Origin of the sequence: Amycolatopsis kentuckyensis, assembly GCF_002155975.1 — a bacterium.
In the GTDB taxonomy this organism is placed as follows: domain Bacteria; phylum Actinomycetota; class Actinomycetes; order Mycobacteriales; family Pseudonocardiaceae; genus Amycolatopsis; species Amycolatopsis kentuckyensis.
Genome location: NZ_MUMI01000134.1, coordinates 22,059 through 35,911, shown reverse-complemented (window position 1 = coordinate 35,911; position 13,853 = coordinate 22,059). Strand labels below are relative to the sequence as shown.

At 70.8% G+C, this 13,853-nt stretch carries 10 protein-coding genes and 2 tRNA genes; 2 read left to right on the top strand and 10 right to left on the bottom strand.

Annotated features, from left to right (window positions below; genetic code table 11):
* Positions 1 to 128 (bottom strand): MerR family DNA-binding transcriptional regulator (locus tag CCN39_RS14625; RefSeq protein ID WP_208630234.1); only part of this gene is annotated, 128 nt, incomplete at its 3' end.
* 74 nt (positions 129 to 202) lie between these two features.
* Here CCN39_RS14625 and CCN39_RS14620 point away from each other — a divergent pair.
* Positions 203 to 1,174 carry an SDR family NAD(P)-dependent oxidoreductase gene (locus CCN39_RS14620; protein ID WP_086842314.1) on the top strand — a complete coding sequence of 324 codons (972 nt, stop codon included), beginning with the start codon at positions 203 to 205 and terminating at the stop codon, positions 1,172 to 1,174.
* A 46-nt stretch (positions 1,175 to 1,220) separates the two neighbouring features.
* Here the strand turns inward: CCN39_RS14620 and CCN39_RS14615 are convergent.
* The 3 genes from CCN39_RS14615 to CCN39_RS14605 all read right to left on the bottom strand — a co-directional run bounded on the left by CCN39_RS14615 (position 1,221) and on the right by CCN39_RS14605 (position 2,358).
* Positions 1,221 to 1,296: transfer RNA gene (locus CCN39_RS14615), tRNA-Glu, on the bottom strand.
* Positions 1,297 to 1,397: 101 nt separating this feature from the next.
* Positions 1,398 to 1,469 (bottom strand) — tRNA-Gln (locus CCN39_RS14610).
* A gap of 49 nt (positions 1,470 to 1,518) precedes the next feature.
* Positions 1,519 to 2,358 (bottom strand): HAD family hydrolase, encoded by an 840-nt coding sequence (locus CCN39_RS14605; protein ID WP_086842312.1) that lies wholly within the window; start codon positions 2,356 to 2,358, stop codon positions 1,519 to 1,521.
* A gap of 409 nt (positions 2,359 to 2,767) precedes the next feature.
* Here CCN39_RS14605 and CCN39_RS14600 point away from each other — a divergent pair, with 409 nt between their 5' ends.
* Positions 2,768 to 4,018 carry an FAD-dependent oxidoreductase gene (locus CCN39_RS14600; RefSeq protein WP_086842310.1) on the top strand — a complete coding sequence of 417 codons (1,251 nt, stop codon included), beginning with the start codon at positions 2,768 to 2,770 and terminating at the stop codon, positions 4,016 to 4,018.
* Here the strand turns inward: CCN39_RS14600 and CCN39_RS14595 are convergent.
* From CCN39_RS14595 to CCN39_RS14570, 6 genes are all read right to left on the bottom strand, one after another.
* The gene (locus CCN39_RS14595; protein WP_086842307.1) at positions 4,015 to 4,785 is read right to left on the bottom strand and encodes a fumarylacetoacetate hydrolase family protein; all 771 of its coding nucleotides are present in this window, start codon (positions 4,783 to 4,785) and stop codon (positions 4,015 to 4,017) included. The two genes, CCN39_RS14600 and CCN39_RS14595, sit on opposite strands and share 4 nt — an antisense overlap.
* Positions 4,786 to 4,816: 31 nt before the next feature.
* On the bottom strand, positions 4,817 to 6,421 hold the full coding sequence (gene cimA / locus CCN39_RS14590) for a citramalate synthase (protein ID WP_086842305.1): 1,605 nt from the start codon (positions 6,419 to 6,421) through the stop codon (positions 4,817 to 4,819).
* A gap of 263 nt (positions 6,422 to 6,684) precedes the next feature.
* Complete coding sequence (locus CCN39_RS14585) at positions 6,685 to 7,722, bottom strand: 3-isopropylmalate dehydrogenase (protein WP_086842303.1); 1,038 nt, start codon at positions 7,720 to 7,722, stop codon at positions 6,685 to 6,687.
* Between the two features lie 228 nt (positions 7,723 to 7,950).
* A complete protein-coding gene (locus CCN39_RS14580; protein ID WP_167455085.1) occupies positions 7,951 to 11,313 on the bottom strand; it encodes a S8 family serine peptidase in 3,363 nt (1,120 codons plus the stop codon).
* 230 nt (positions 11,314 to 11,543) lie between these two features.
* Positions 11,544 to 13,142, bottom strand: a complete 1,599-nt coding sequence (serA, locus tag CCN39_RS14575; protein ID WP_086842301.1) for a phosphoglycerate dehydrogenase — start codon at positions 13,140 to 13,142, stop codon at positions 11,544 to 11,546.
* Between the two features lie 125 nt (positions 13,143 to 13,267).
* Positions 13,268 to 13,831 (bottom strand): TetR/AcrR family transcriptional regulator, encoded by a 564-nt coding sequence (locus tag CCN39_RS14570; RefSeq protein ID WP_086842298.1) that lies wholly within the window; start codon positions 13,829 to 13,831, stop codon positions 13,268 to 13,270.
* Positions 13,832 to 13,853 lie beyond the last annotated feature (22 nt).

Sequence of the window (13,853 nt, the reverse complement as noted above, 5' to 3'; positions counted from 1 at the left end):
GCGGTGGTGTAGCGCCGCCGGCCGCCGACGGTGCGCGGGACCGGCCCGACGAGCAGGCCTTCGCGCTCGTAGAAGCGCAGTGCGTGCACGCTGAGCCCGGTCCGCTCGGCCACCTCGCCGATGCCCAGGGACTCGGCCGTCGTCACCCCGCCCACCTCCGCGACTTGATCTAGACCTCGCTCTAGATCGTACGGTCGCCGGCATGACCACCACCGCTCAGCAGCCGATCGGCTCACCCTTCTCCGCCGCGAGCACCGCCGGCGACGTCCTGGCCGGGATCGACCTGTCCGGCACGGACGCCGTCGTCACCGGCGGGTATTCCGGGCTCGGCCTGGAAACCACCCGGAGCCTGGCGGCTGCCGGGGCCCGGGTCATCGTGCCGGCCCGGCGCCCCGCGGCCGCCCGCGCCGCGCTCGCGGGCGTCGACGGCTGCGAAATCGTCCCCATGGACCTGAGCGACCTCTCCAGCGTGCGCGCCGCCGCGGCCCGGATCGGCGAGTCCACCGGCCGGCTCGGCCTCGTGCTGGCCGTCGCCGGCGTCATGGCCACCCCGGAGCGGCGCGCCGGGCCCGGCTGGGAGCACCAGTTCGCCACCAACCACTTCGGACACTTCGCGCTGGTTTGCGAGCTGTACCCGCTGCTGGCCGCGGCCGGCGGCGCGCGCGTCGTCGTCAACAGCTCCGCCGGGCACACCCTGACCGACGTCCGCTGGCACGACCCGCACTTCCGCACCGGCTACGACAAGTGGCTGGCCTACGGGCAAGCGAAGACCGCCAACAGTTTGTTCGCCGTGCACCTCGACGCGCTCGGGCGCGGCGACGGCGTCCGCGCGTTCGCGCTGCACCCCGGGAAGATCATCACCGGCCTGCAGCGGGAGATGAGCCGCCGGGAGCAGGTCGACCGCGGCTGGATCGACGAGCACGGCACGGTGATCGGCGACGGGTTCAAGACGGCGTCCCAGGGCGCCGCCACCGGCCTGTGGGCGGCCACGTCGCCGATGCTCGAGGGCCGCGGCGGTGTCTACCTCGAAGACTGCGACATCGCCCGCGTTTCGGCGCCCGGCACCCCGATGGACGACGGCGGTGTCCGCGCGCACGCGATCGACCCCGGTTCGGCGGCCCGGCTCTGGGAGCTTTCCCTCGCCGCGACGGGTACCGTCCCGATCATCCGGTGAACCGAAAAAAGCCCGCCTGACCAGTGTCAGGCGGGCTTGATACCGCTGGTACCCCCGATGGGATTCGAACCCACGCTACCGGCGTGAGAGGCCGGCGTCCTAGGCCGCTAGACGACGGGGGCTTAGGATCTTCCCTGGTTTCCCAGGGGCTTTTCTGTTTTTCTTGCTGGAGAGAACTTACCAGAAGCGATTTCCCGCTTCGCAGGGGGGTCACTCTCCGCAGCTGGGGTACCAGGACTCGAACCTAGACTAACTGGACCAGAACCAGTCGTGCTGCCAATTACACCATACCCCAGTGAGGTACTGCTCCGGCTGGCCGGTTCAGCACCGCACGAGGAGAAATACTAGAGCACGCCGTTCCGGACGGTGAACGCGGGGGTGCCACTGGGCGCACCGCCGCCACGCTGGGCCGGGACGCCGATCGTCGCGTACTCCGAAACCAGCAGCTCAGGCAGCTCCGCGAGGCCGGCCACCGTGTGGACGCCCTCCGGGGCGCGCTCGCCGATGGTGTCGCGGTCGAGCCAGACCGCGCCCAGCCCCGCGTCGCGGGCGCCGATCGCGTCGGTGTCCAGTTTGTCCCCCACGTGCACCGCCTGGGCGGGCGCGCAGCCCAGGCCGAGGCACACCGTGTGGAACATCACCGGGTCGGGCTTGGCCACGCCGAGCTCGCCGGCGATGGCGACGTGGTCGAAAAACGGGGCGAGGCCCAGATCGGCGATTTTCTTCCGCTGGTGACCGCCCGAGGCGTTGGTCACCGCGGCCAGCATCAGCCCGGCGGCGCGCAGCCATTCCAGGCAGTCGAGGACGTCGTCGAACAGCTGCCAGGAGTGGTCGAGCAGTTCTCTTCGGCGGCGCTCGAACGAGCTCACCTGCTCGGCGTCGGCGCAGATGCCGATCTCGGCGAGGAAGCAGTCGGTGCGCCGCTGGTGCATCGTCGCGTAGTCGAGCTCCCCCGCGACGACGAGCGCGACGTGCTCTTCGGTGATGAGGTCCCACAGCGGCCACAGGTCGCCCCGGCCGGTGAGGATGTGGAGACTGCGGCGGATCGCGGCGGTGCAGTCGATGAGCGTGTCGTCGATGTCCAGGCACACCAGCCGGAGCTCGGGCGGCGCCCAGGGCTCGGACGCCGCCGCGGCGGGCGGGGCGGTTCGCGAAGGGGTCCGGGGTGCCAGGGCGAAATCCACCCAGTGAGGCTAGGGCAACCGCCGCGTTCGCGACGCTGCCAAAGAGGTGATTGCCGCTCCCCTGTTCCGGCGCACCGGCTCTACTCCCAGTTGGTGCACCGTCCCCGTTCGGTTATCCGGCCGCCCGCGCCACCGGCGTCCGCACCCACGGCGCGGCAATCGATTCCCCGGCAAAACCCCTTGTCCCGCTTGGGAATCCGCTCCGTCCACAAGGGCACCTCCGCATTCCGCCGCGGCGACCGCACCCGGCCGGAACACCTTCGACCAACTGTCGCGTTTGGACGGTTTCCGGCAACCGGGCCGCGGGCGCGCGGCCGTCGCCCGATCAGCGTATCTCCGGTCACACCCCTTGACGCCGATGCCGGGCGGGTGCATCCTCAAGTTATTCAACAGGCGATGAATAAGGGAGATGGTCGAGATGACCGAACGCACGAGCTGCGTCGTCATCGGTGGCGGGCCGGCCGGGATGGTCACGGGGCTGCTGCTGGCCCGGGCGGGTGTCGAGGTGACGGTGCTGGAGAAGCACGCCGACTTCCTGCGCGACTTCCGCGGGGACACGGTCCACCCCTCGACGCTGACGCTGCTCGACGAGCTGGGCCTGGGCGAGAAGTTCCACGCGCTGCCGCACAGCGAGCTGACCGCGGCGGGGTTCCCGCAGGAGAACGGCGAAATGATGAAGCTCGCCGACTTCACCCGGCTCAAGGTGGCGCACCCCTACATCGCGATGGTGCCGCAGTGGGACTTCCTGGACCTGCTCGCCGAAAGCGCGCGCAAGGAGCCGACGTTCGTCCAGCGGATGGAGACCGAGTGCACGGGCCTGGTCCGCGAGCGGGGCCGGGTGGCCGGTGTCACCTACCGCACGACGGCCGGGGAAACCGGCGAAATCCGCGCCGACCTGGTGATCGCCGCCGACGGCCGCTGGTCGTTGGCCCGCCGCGAGGCCGGGCTGGTGCCCCACGAGTACGACTGCCCGTTCGACGTCTGGTGGTTCCGGCTCTCGCGGCACGAAACCGAGGAGGGCGGCATGCTGCTGCCGAAGATGCGGGACCGCCGCTTCGCGGTGCCGCTCCCCCGGCCGGACTTCTACCAGGTCGCCTACCTGGCGCCGAAGGGGGACGACCTCCGCAGGCAGGGCATCGAGGCGTTCCGCGAGAACGTGACGCAGATCTGCCCCGAGTTCACCGACCGGGTGCACGAGCTGGCGACGATGGACGACGTCAAGTTCCTCGACGTGCGGCTCAACCTGCTGCGCCGGTGGCACGTCGACGGGCTGCTCTGCATCGGCGACGCGGCGCACGCGATGTCGCCGATCGGCGGCGTGGGCATCAACCTGGCGGTGCAGGACGCGGTCGCGGCGGCGACGCTGCTGGCCGAGCCGCTGCGCCGGGGCCGTCCGACGGAGGCCGAGCTGGCCAAGGTGCGTTCGCGGCGCTTGGCGCCGACGCTGCTGGTGCAGGGGCTGCAGCGCCTGATGCACCGGACCGTGGTGCGCGGTGTGATGAACGGCAAGCGCAACGGCCCGCCCGAGCCGATGATCAAGGCGTTCGCGCGGTTCCCGCGGCTGTCGTACTTCCCGGCCCGGCTCCTCGGCCTCGGGCTGCGGCCGGAACACGCTCCGGCGTACGCCCGGCGGCCGATGGAGCCGGTCTCGCGGGGTTAGACGCTCTCGACCGGGTTGGTCAGGGTGCCGATGCCTTCGATGGTGATCGAGACGCTCTGGCCGCCCTCGATCGGGCCGACGCCCTCGGGCGTGCCGGTGAGGATGATGTCGCCGGGCAGGAGCGTCATCACGCCGGAGACGAACTCGACCAGCTCGGGGATCTTGTGGACGAGGTCCGAAGTACGGCCGTCCTGCTTGAGCTCGCCGTCGACCTCGGCCCGCAGCGCGAGGTCGGCGGGGTCGATCGAGGTCTCGATCCACGGGCCGATCGGGCAGAAGGTGTCGAAGCCCTTGGCGCGGCCCCACTGGCCGTCGGCCTTCTGGAGGTCGCGGGCGCTGACGTCGTTGGCGATGGTGTAGCCGAGGACGACGCTCGCGGCGCGGGCAGCGGGCACGTTCTTCACCGGCTGCCCGATGACGACGGCGAGCTCGCCCTCGAAGTCGACGCGGCCGATGCCGGACGGGCGGCGGATGGCCGCGTGGGGCCCGATGACCGTCGTCGAGGGCTTGATGAACAGCATCGGCTCGCTGGGCACGTCGTTGCCGAACTCGGCCGCGTGCTTGGCGTAGTTGCGGCCGACGGCGATCACCTTCGACGGCAGGATCGGCGCGAGCAGCCGGACGTCGGCCAGCGGCCACCGCTTGCCGGTGAAGTTCGGCTGGCCGAAGGGGTGCTCGGCGATTTCGAGGACCTGGGCGTCGTCGCCGTCGCCTTCGATCGAGGCGAACGCGACACCACCGGGATGAGCAATTCGGGCTAGGCGCACGCCCCCAGTCTACGTGCGCCCCACCCGTGATTCAGTTCACGGTCGTGCTCTTGTGCACCAGCGCGTCGCACAGGGCCAGCCAGCTGGCCTCGACGATGTTGCCGTGCACGCCGACGGTGGTCCACTCGCGCTCGCCGTCGGTGCTCTCGACCAGCACGCGCGTCACCGCGTCGGTACCGGGGTGCCCCTGGAGGATGCGGACCTTGTAATCGGCCAGCTCCACACTGTCCAACCAGGACAGGTGCGGGCTCAGGGCTTTCCGGAGCGCCGCGTCGAGGGCGTGCACCGGCCCGATGCCCTCGGCGGTGGCGATGACGCGTTCGCCGCCGACGTGCACCTTGACCGTGGCCTCGGCCATGACCTCGCCGCCGGGGCGGTGGTCGAGCACCACGCGGTAGGACTCGAGCTCGAACGGCGCTTCGACGGGGACGTCGGCTTCCTGGCGCAGCAGGAGTTCCAGGGAGGCGTCGGCGGCCTCGAAGGACCAGCCTTCCGCTTCGAGCCGCTTGACCTTCGTGATGGCGCTCGTCAGCGCTTCGGGCCGGCCGGCAAGGTCGACCCCGAGCTCACGTCCCTTGAGCTCGAGGCTGGCCCTGCCGGCCATCTCGGTGACCAGTACCCGCATGTCGTTGCCGACGGAAGACGGATCGATGTGGTTGTACAGCAACGGATCCACCTTGATCGCGCTCGCGTGCAGTCCCGCCTTGTGGGCGAAGGCCGACGCCCCTACGTAAGCCTGGTGGGTGTAGGGGGCGAGGTTGGCGATTTCGGCAAGGGCATGGGAGACCCGGGTGAGCTCGGCGGCGCCTCCGGTCGGGAGGACGTCGAGGCCGAGCTTGGTCACCAGGTTTCCCGTCACGGCGAAGAGGTCGGCGTTGCCGGCCCGCTCCCCGTAACCGTTGGCGGTGCACTGGACGTGCGTCGCGCCGGCCTGCACCGCGGCGACGGAGTTCGCCACGGCGCAGGAAGTGTCGTCCTGACAGTGGATCCCGAGCCGGAACCCGGTCTTTTCCTTGATGCTCCGGACGGTTTCGGCGAGCCCGAGCGGCAGCTGGCCGCCGTTGGTGTCGCAGAGCACGAGGACGTCGGCGCCCGCGTGCGCGGCGGCGTCCAGGACCCGGAGCGAGGTCTCGGGGGAATACGCGTAGCCGTCGAAGAAGTGCTCGGCGTCGAGGAAGACCCGCCGTCCTTCGTTCGTGAGGAACTCGACGGTGTCCCTCACCATCGCACAGGCTTCGTCGACGTCGACGCGGAGGGCGCGTTCGATGTGCCGCAGGTCGGACTTGGCGACCAGGGTGACCACGGGTGCTTCGCTGTCGAGCAGGGCCCGGACCTGCGGATCGGCGTCGGCGGTGGTGCCGGCCTTGCGCGTGGCCCCGAACGCGACGAGGGCGGCGTGCTTCAGGTTCAGCTCGCCCTTCGCGGCCCGGGCGAAGAATTCGGTGTCCTTGGGGAGCGCCCCGGGCCAGCCACCTTCGATGAACCCGACCCCGAGCTCGTCCAGCAGCCGCGCGACGGCGAGCTTGTCCTGGACGGAGTAGGAGATGCCCTCCCGCTGCGCACCGTCGCGGAGGGTGGTGTCGTAGAGGTGGAAGGCGTCGCCGAGCGGGGTATCGGCGGGCTCCTTGCGGGTCACGGTCTTCTCCTAGCGTCTTCCTGGCGTTTCGAGGCAACAAAAAAACCTCCCGCATGGGTGCGAGAGGTTGCGCGCCGGGGGCTCTTGTGGAGCTATCGTCCGGCGCGCTCGTCGATAATGATCGCGAAGCTGGTCACGGTCGCATCATGCCACAGGGCTTCCGCGAAAGTCCACAAGCTGGGTCAAGCTCCCACCATCCGGGAAGACCCGGGGGGCACGAAAAAGCCCCGCACCCGGCGAGGGCGCGGGGCTTTCCCCGAGAATCAAGCAGTACGCACGTTCGAAGACACCAGAGCGGCCAGCCGGTCCCCGATGGCCTGCGTGGCCCCCGGTGAAGACTGGTCCCGCGTCGCCAGGTCGAACGCCACCGACGCCTCGATCCGCCGGGCCGCTTCCTTCTGGCCCAGGTGGTCCAGCAGCAGCGCCACCGACAGCACCGCCGCCGTCGGGTCCGCCAGCCCCTGGCCCGCGATGTCCGGCGCCGAACCGTGCACCGGCTCGAACATGCTCGGGTTGCGGCGGGTCATGTCCAGGTTGCCGCTGGCCGCCAGGCCGATGCCGCCGGTCACCGCGGCCGCGAGGTCGGTGATGATGTCGCCGAACAGGTTGTCCGTGACGATCACGTCGAACCGCGAGGGGTCCGTGACCAGGTGGATGGTTGCCGCGTCCACATGGGAGTACGCGACCGTCACGTCCGGGTGCTCCAGCGAAACCTCTTCGACGATCCGCGACCACAGCGAGCCGGCGAACGAGAGCACGTTGGTCTTGTGCACCAGCGTGAGGTGCTTCCGCGGCCGGGCCTCGGCGCGGTTGAACGCGTCCGCGACCACGCGCCGGACACCGAACGCGGTGTTGACGCTGACCTCGGTCGCGATCTCGTGCTCGGTGTCCTTGCGGATCAGGCCACCCGTGCCCGCGTACGGGCCTTCGGTGCCTTCGCGCACGACCACCATGTCGACGTCGCCCGCGTCGGCCAGCGGTCCCCGGACACCCGGGTAGAGCCGCGCCGGGCGCAGGTTGACGTGGTGGTCCATCTCGAACCGCAGGCGCAGCAGCAGGCCGCGCTCGAGGATGCCGCTCGGCACCGTCGGGTCGCCGACCGCGCCCAGCAGGATCGCGTCGTGCTGGCGGAGCTCGCCGAGGACCGACTCCGGGAGCAGCTCGCCGGTCGAGTGCCATCGGGCGGCGCCGAGGTCGTAGTTCGTGATCTCCGCCGTCGGTACTACCTCGCCGAGCACCTTCAGCGCCTCGGAGACCACCTCGGGCCCGATCCCGTCTCCTGGGATCACCGCGAGCCGCATCCACACACCTCCGTCGACCGGACCACCGGCCGCACCGATGGCCCACCGCAACAAAACGCCAGCAGCCGGAAGGTTACCGGCCGTAGACAAACCGCCGTAGCCGCACCACCCTTATGCCGCATCCTCCCGCAGGGTGAGACACCCAATCGGGTGAACGCAGACGGGGCGCCCCCGGCGGAAATCCGCCGGAGACGCCCCTGTTCCTGCACAAATCGATCTTGCCGCGGGCTAGCGGCGACCGGCCCCGATCGGCTGACGCTCGTTCCCCGGCCGAGCGCCCTGCGTCGCGTCCACCTTGACCACGTTCGCCCGGTTGCCCGCGGCGTTGTGGTGCTCGATGGCCAGCAGGCCGAGCGCGTTGTCGGCCGCGGCCGACGCCGCGTTCCGGGTGACGACCAGCGCCGTGCCCGGCTTCGCGACGTAGCCCAGCGCGGCGTCGCCGCCGCCCTGCACCGTGTAGCCCGGCGCGAGCGCGTCGAACGAAAGCGGCGTGCCGACGTAGTCGATCAGCCCGTTCGTCGTGCCCGGCGCGACGTAGAACCCGCTCACGCCCACCGTGTACGAGATGCGGTGGCTGTCGGCGTTCGCGTCGATGCCCAGCGCGGCCAGCGAAACCGGCAGCGTGAGCACGTTCGTGTCGAACACGTTGGTGTCGACGTCGCCGAGCTGGCCGTTGACCGCCTGGACGTCCACGGTCGGGAAGCCCGGGGTCAGCGCGACCGTGTTGGCCAGGAGGACGTCGGTCGACGTCGCCTTGGTCACGTAGGTCTCGAAGTCCGGCTGCCCGTCCCCGGTCGTGTCGATGTCGACGAACGGCGAGGTGTTGCTGCCGATGTTCGCCCAGTCACCCCAGGTGGACAGGCCGAACGCGAGGATCGCGTTCTCCGGCTCGCCCTGGGCCTTCGCCAGCGGAGCGGTCGAAGCCGCGCCGATGTAGCGGAGGTCGCCGCCCTTGGCCGTCTTGTTCAGCGTGCAGTCGGTGACCACGTCCGCGTCGCACTCGGGCAGCTGCGGGGACTCCGCCTGCAGCTCGAGCACGCTGATCAGCGAGCGGTACCGCTGCGCGCCGGTGCCCTGGTCGACGCCCTTGCCGGTCAGGTTGAGCACGGCCTGGGTGGCGTCCGGGGCGAACTTCACCGACGGCGGCGTCGAAATCGTCGATACCGGCTTCGGGGCGGCGTAGACCGACACCCGCAGCGGCACCTTGGCCCCGCTGACCGGGGTGAAGGCGACGCGCCCGGAGGCGTCGGCGACGAACTGGCGGGCCAGGCCGGCCTGGGTGGCCTGCATGGTCGGGTCCATCACCTTGCGCAGCGCCTTGGGGTCGGTGATCTTCAGCGTCACCTTGACCTTGGCGGTGCCGCGCGGGGTCAGCTTGACCGACGGCTTGTCCACTGTGTACTCGACGCCCGGCAGCGCGTTGACCGCCTGGTAGGCCACCGAGTACTCGGCGGGCGTGACGCCCTTGTTGACCAGCTTGAGCGTCTTCGACAGCGTCACCGGACCGGACGCCTCGACCGTGCCGAAGCTGACGCTGACCGCGCCCGGGTCGTCGACGACGTAGGCGAGCACCTGGTTGTCCAGCGCCGCCTTCGCGTCGATCCGGCCGCTGCCGACGCGCTGCGGCGCGTAGGTGTGGCCCGCGCCGTCGGAGACGTCGTGGCCGGCGGTGTCGATGACCGACGCCTTGACCTCTTCGACCGACCAGTCGGGGTGCGACTGGCGGATCAGCGCGGTGATGCCCGCGGTGTGCGGGGCGGCCATCGACGTGCCGCTCAGCACGGTGCGGCCGTTGCCGCTGCCGCGGAAGGCCGAGGTGATCGTGTCACCGGGTGCGGCGACGTCCGGCTTGAGCGCCGGGCCGCGGGTGCCGCGCGAGGTGAACGAGCTCGGCGTGTCCACGATCTTCTTGTCGTAGGTCTGGATCGAGGCGCGGCCGGTGCCGTAGAGCCGGACCTGCAGCGTGCCCGCGGTCAGCGCCGCGCGCACCGTCTTCGTGGCGGAGCCGGTGAACTGGAACATCGGGATCGCCGCGTTGCCCGCGATGCCGGCGCTGAAGTGCTCCAAAGTGGACGACAGCAGCGCACCCTTCGCCCCGGCCGCCTGCGCGTTGTTCGCGCGGGCCGCCGAACCGCAGGCGCGGGTCGAGTCGTTGTCGTCCCACTCCAGGAACACGAACTTGCCGGCCGCCTTCGCCTTGTCCTCGGCCGAGTACGGCGCGCAGCCCGCGGCGTTCGCCGCCGACAGGGCGACGACCGGCGCGGTCAGGTCCAGGGTGTCGTAGCCGGTGTAGTTCTGGCTGTACTGGCCGGTCTTCTGGCCCGCGGCCGTCGAGGGCGCCTTGACCTCGGCGGCGTCGCGCAGGATGCCCGCGTCGCGCGTGCTGGCGACGGTGAGCGCCTCGGGGGTGTTGCCCGGGGAGCCGGCGATGTCGTTGATGTCGCCGCCGTTGCCCGCGGAGATCACCGGGAGCACGTTGTTCGCGGCGAGCTTGCGCACGAACAGCGAGTCCGGGTCGTCCGGCGCGCCGAAGTCGGAACCGAGCGAGAGGTTGACGATGTCGAGGTGGTCGGTGAAGTCGCCGTCGCCGTCCGGGTCGAGCGCCCAGTCCAGCGCCTGCGAGGTGACGTTCGTCGAACCCGCGCAGCCGAACACCTTGATCGCGTAGAGCAGCGACTTCGGCGCCGTGCCCGGGCCGATCTGCATCGCGTCGACCTTCTTGGCGTCCAGCTTCTTGTAGTCGCCCTTGAAGGTCTTGCCGTCGGCGGTGACGCCGAAGCCGCCGATGGTGCCGGCGACGTGCGTGCCGTGCTCACCGCAGGCGAGCGGGTTCGGGTCCGGCTTCGGGGTGGTCTTGCCGGCCGTCGCGGCGTCGTAGTCGTCGCCGACGAGGTCGGTGCCGCCGACGACCTTGGCGCTCGGGAAGAGCGGGGTCGGCTTGGTGGAGTCGACGCTCTTGTAGGCGGCCTGCGTGCCGGGGCCGCCGAAGTCGGCGTGGGTGTAGTCGATGCCGTCGTCGATGACACCGACGCGGACGCCGTCGCCGAACCGGCCGGTCTGCTGCCAGGCGGCGAGGGTGTTGGTCAGCTGCTCGGCGCTGGCGTTGGTGCGGGTCTTCGGCACGACCGTGCGCACCGCGACGACGTCCGCCCGCTTCGCGACCTCGCGCAGCTTCGCGGCGTCGGCGGTGACGACCACACCGGGAACGGCGTTGGCGGTCTGCGTGACGACCTGCGGCTTGGCGTCGCCCGCGCGCAGCTGGCCGACGACGGAGTCCACGGCGGCGGCGGTGTCGGCCTTGGCGGCCTTGGCGGCCCGCTTGGCCTGTTCCTTGCCCTGCGGCTGCGCGGCGGCGAACGCGTCGACGGCCGGCTTCTTGGCCAGCTCGACGAACGCGGTGACCCGGCCCTGCGCGGCCCCCAGACGCGGCGACAGCTTCCCCTGCAGCTTCGCGTCGTCGATCTTGACGGGTGCGACGCCGTCGGCGAGAGGAGCATCCGCTGCGCTCGCGACCGGCGCCCCGAGCGCGGCCGCCAGAACGACGGCGAAGGCCGCCGTCGTGGCGCGCGCGGGGAGGCGGGATCTGCTCATGAGTCGGCCCCTTACTCGAGGTCTGGACCCGAACCTGCCTGCCGCTCCTGACACCCCCGACGGTGAAGCGCGGCACAGCGCCGTGCCCTCGACGACGCGTGGTTCGACCTCGCGCAGAGAACCTAATGCCCCAAAACACCTACTTACGTAGGCAAAGGACTCCGTTATGTAGTTGTGATTGCGCTCGAAGGCCCCCTGCCGGGTGACAGGGGGCCTTCGAAAGTGTTACGTCAGTTGAAGTCGACGGCACGGATCGTGTGCGCCCCGACCGAAGCCCCGATCGGCTCCAGGAGGTGCGCGTCGATGTGGCGGTCGACGCGCAGCAGCATCACCGCGTCCGAACCGTCGGTGGTCTGGCTGATCTGCGCGGCCTCGATGTTGATGCCCGCCTCGCCCAGCAGCGTCCCGACCCGGCCCATCACGCCCGGGCGGTCCGGGTACTCGACCAGCAGCACGGTGCCCTCGGCCCGCAGGTCGAAGCCGCGGCCGTTGACCTCGACCAGCTTCTCGACCTCGTCCAGGCCGGTGACCGACCCCGACACGCTCAGCACCGAGCCGTCCGAGTGCACCGCGCGCACCGTGACCAGGCTGCGGAACTTGGGGCTCTCCGGCTCGGTCTCCAGCTCGACCTGCACGCCCAGCTTCTCCGCCAGCTGCGGCGCGTTGACGAACGTGACCTGGTCCTCGACCACGCCGGTGAACACCCCGCGCAGCGCCGCCAGCTGCAGCACCCCGGTGTCCTCGTTCGAGATCTCGCCCTTGACCTGCACGGTCACCGACGTCGGCGACGTCGGGTTGAGCGCCGTCAGCAGCTGGCCCAGCTTCTGCACCAGCGACAGGTACGGGCGGACGTGCTCGCCGACCGCGCCGCCGCCGGAGACGTTCACCGCGTCCGGCACGAAGTCGCCGCGCAGGGCCAGCAGCACCGACTTCGCGACGTCGGTGCCCGCGCGGTCCTGGGCCTCGGCCGTGGAGGCGCCCAGGTGCGGCGTCACGACGACGTTCTCCAGCTCGAACAGCGGGCTGGACGTGGTCGGCTCGGTGACGAAGACGTCGACACCGGCCCCGCCGACGTGGCCCGAGCGCAGCGCGTCGGCCAGGTCCTGCTCGACGATCAGCCCGCCGCGGGCGGCGTTCACGATGATGACGCCCGGCTTGGTCTTCTTCAGCGCCTCGGCGTCGATGAGGCCCTTGGTCTCCGGCGTCTTCGGCAGGTGGATGGAGATGGCGTCGGCGCGGGTCAGCAGCTCGTCGAGGGTGACGAGCTCGATGCCCAGCTGCGCGGCGCGGGCGGCCGAGACGTAGGGGTCGTAGGCGATGAGGTGCGTGTCGAAGGCGGCGAGGCGCTGGGCGAACAGCTGGCCGATCTTGCCGAGGCCGACCACACCGATGGTCTTGCCCTGCAGCTCGACGCCGGAGAACGAGCTGCGCTTCCACTCGCCGCCGCGGAGGCTCTGGTCGGCGGCCGGCACGCGGCGCGCGACCGCCAGCAGCAGGGCGACGGCGTGCTCGGCGGCGGAGACGATGTTCGACGTCGGCGCGTTGACGACCAGGACGCCGCGCTCGGTCGCGGCGGGCACCTCGACGTTGTCGAGGCCGACACCGGCGCGCGCGACGACCTTCAGCTGCGTGGTGGCCGCGAAGACCTCGGCGTTCACCTGGGTGGCGGAGCGGACCAGGAGCGCGTCGGCGCTCTTCACCGCCTCGAGCAGCGCGGACCGGTCCGTGCCGTCGACGTGCCGGACCTCCACCTCGTCACCGAAGACACTCAGCACGGAGGGGGCGAGCTTCTCCGCGATGAGGACGACGGGTTTGCTGGGCTTGCTCACGATGCGGCTCCCACTATCTGGTCATTTCCAGGACGCTCTGTGTCGACAAACGGTCATTGCACGTCGTTGTGCCCCGGTCGAGCCGGAGTTTAACGCGCAGGTGCGCCCCGTGGCGTCCCCCGGTGTTAACTCGCCCGTAATCCTTCGAAAACAAGAGCCAGCAGGCGTTGCATGCCCCCTCCGCCGGACAGGTGCCCGCCCGCCCAGGATGCGGCGTGCAGCAACAGAAGCAGCTCCTCCGCGGTGACGTCCGGACGCAGTTCGCCCGCGTGCTTCGCGCGTTCCACCAGCTGGGAACCGACCTCGCGCATCGCATGGCAGGATTCGTACAACCGGGACGATTCGTCGTTCAGCGCGTCGGCGGTGAGCTCGACCAGGCCGCGGAAGGTCCCGGTGGCGTCCCCGAGCCCGGCGAGCCACGAGTGCAGGGCGTTCAGCGGCTCGGGGTGGGTGAGCAGTTCGCGAGCCCGCTCGGCGTGGGCGTCGAACCGGGCGCGCAGCAGCGTCTCGAGCAGCGCGTCCCGGGTCGGGAAGTGCCGGTAGAGCGTGCCGATGCCGACCCCGGCGCGGCGCGCGATGTCTTCCAGGGACGCCTCGACGCCGTGCTCGGCGAAGGCGCGCTGGGCCTCTTCGAGGAGGCGCTCGTAGTTGCGGCGGGCGTCCGCGCGCATCGGTTTGACGTCGGTCATCGCACTCCCGACCCTACCGGGT

Bases quoted from the DNA above. Each gene is read 5' to 3' on its own strand.
- CCN39_RS14620 (WP_086842314.1), top strand. From the start codon at position 203: ATGACCACCACCGCTCAGCAGCCGATCGGCTCACCCTTCTCCGCCGCG.
- CCN39_RS14600 (WP_086842310.1), top strand. From the start codon at position 2,768: ATGGTCGAGATGACCGAACGCACGAGCTGCGTCGTCATCGGTGGCGGG.
- CCN39_RS14585 (WP_086842303.1), bottom strand. From the start codon at position 7,722: ATGCGGCTCGCGGTGATCCCAGGAGACGGGATCGGGCCCGAGGTGGTC.
- CCN39_RS14580 (WP_167455085.1), bottom strand. From the start codon at position 11,313: ATGAGCAGATCCCGCCTCCCCGCGCGCGCCACGACGGCGGCCTTCGCC.
- CCN39_RS14570 (WP_086842298.1), bottom strand. From the start codon at position 13,831: ATGACCGACGTCAAACCGATGCGCGCGGACGCCCGCCGCAACTACGAG.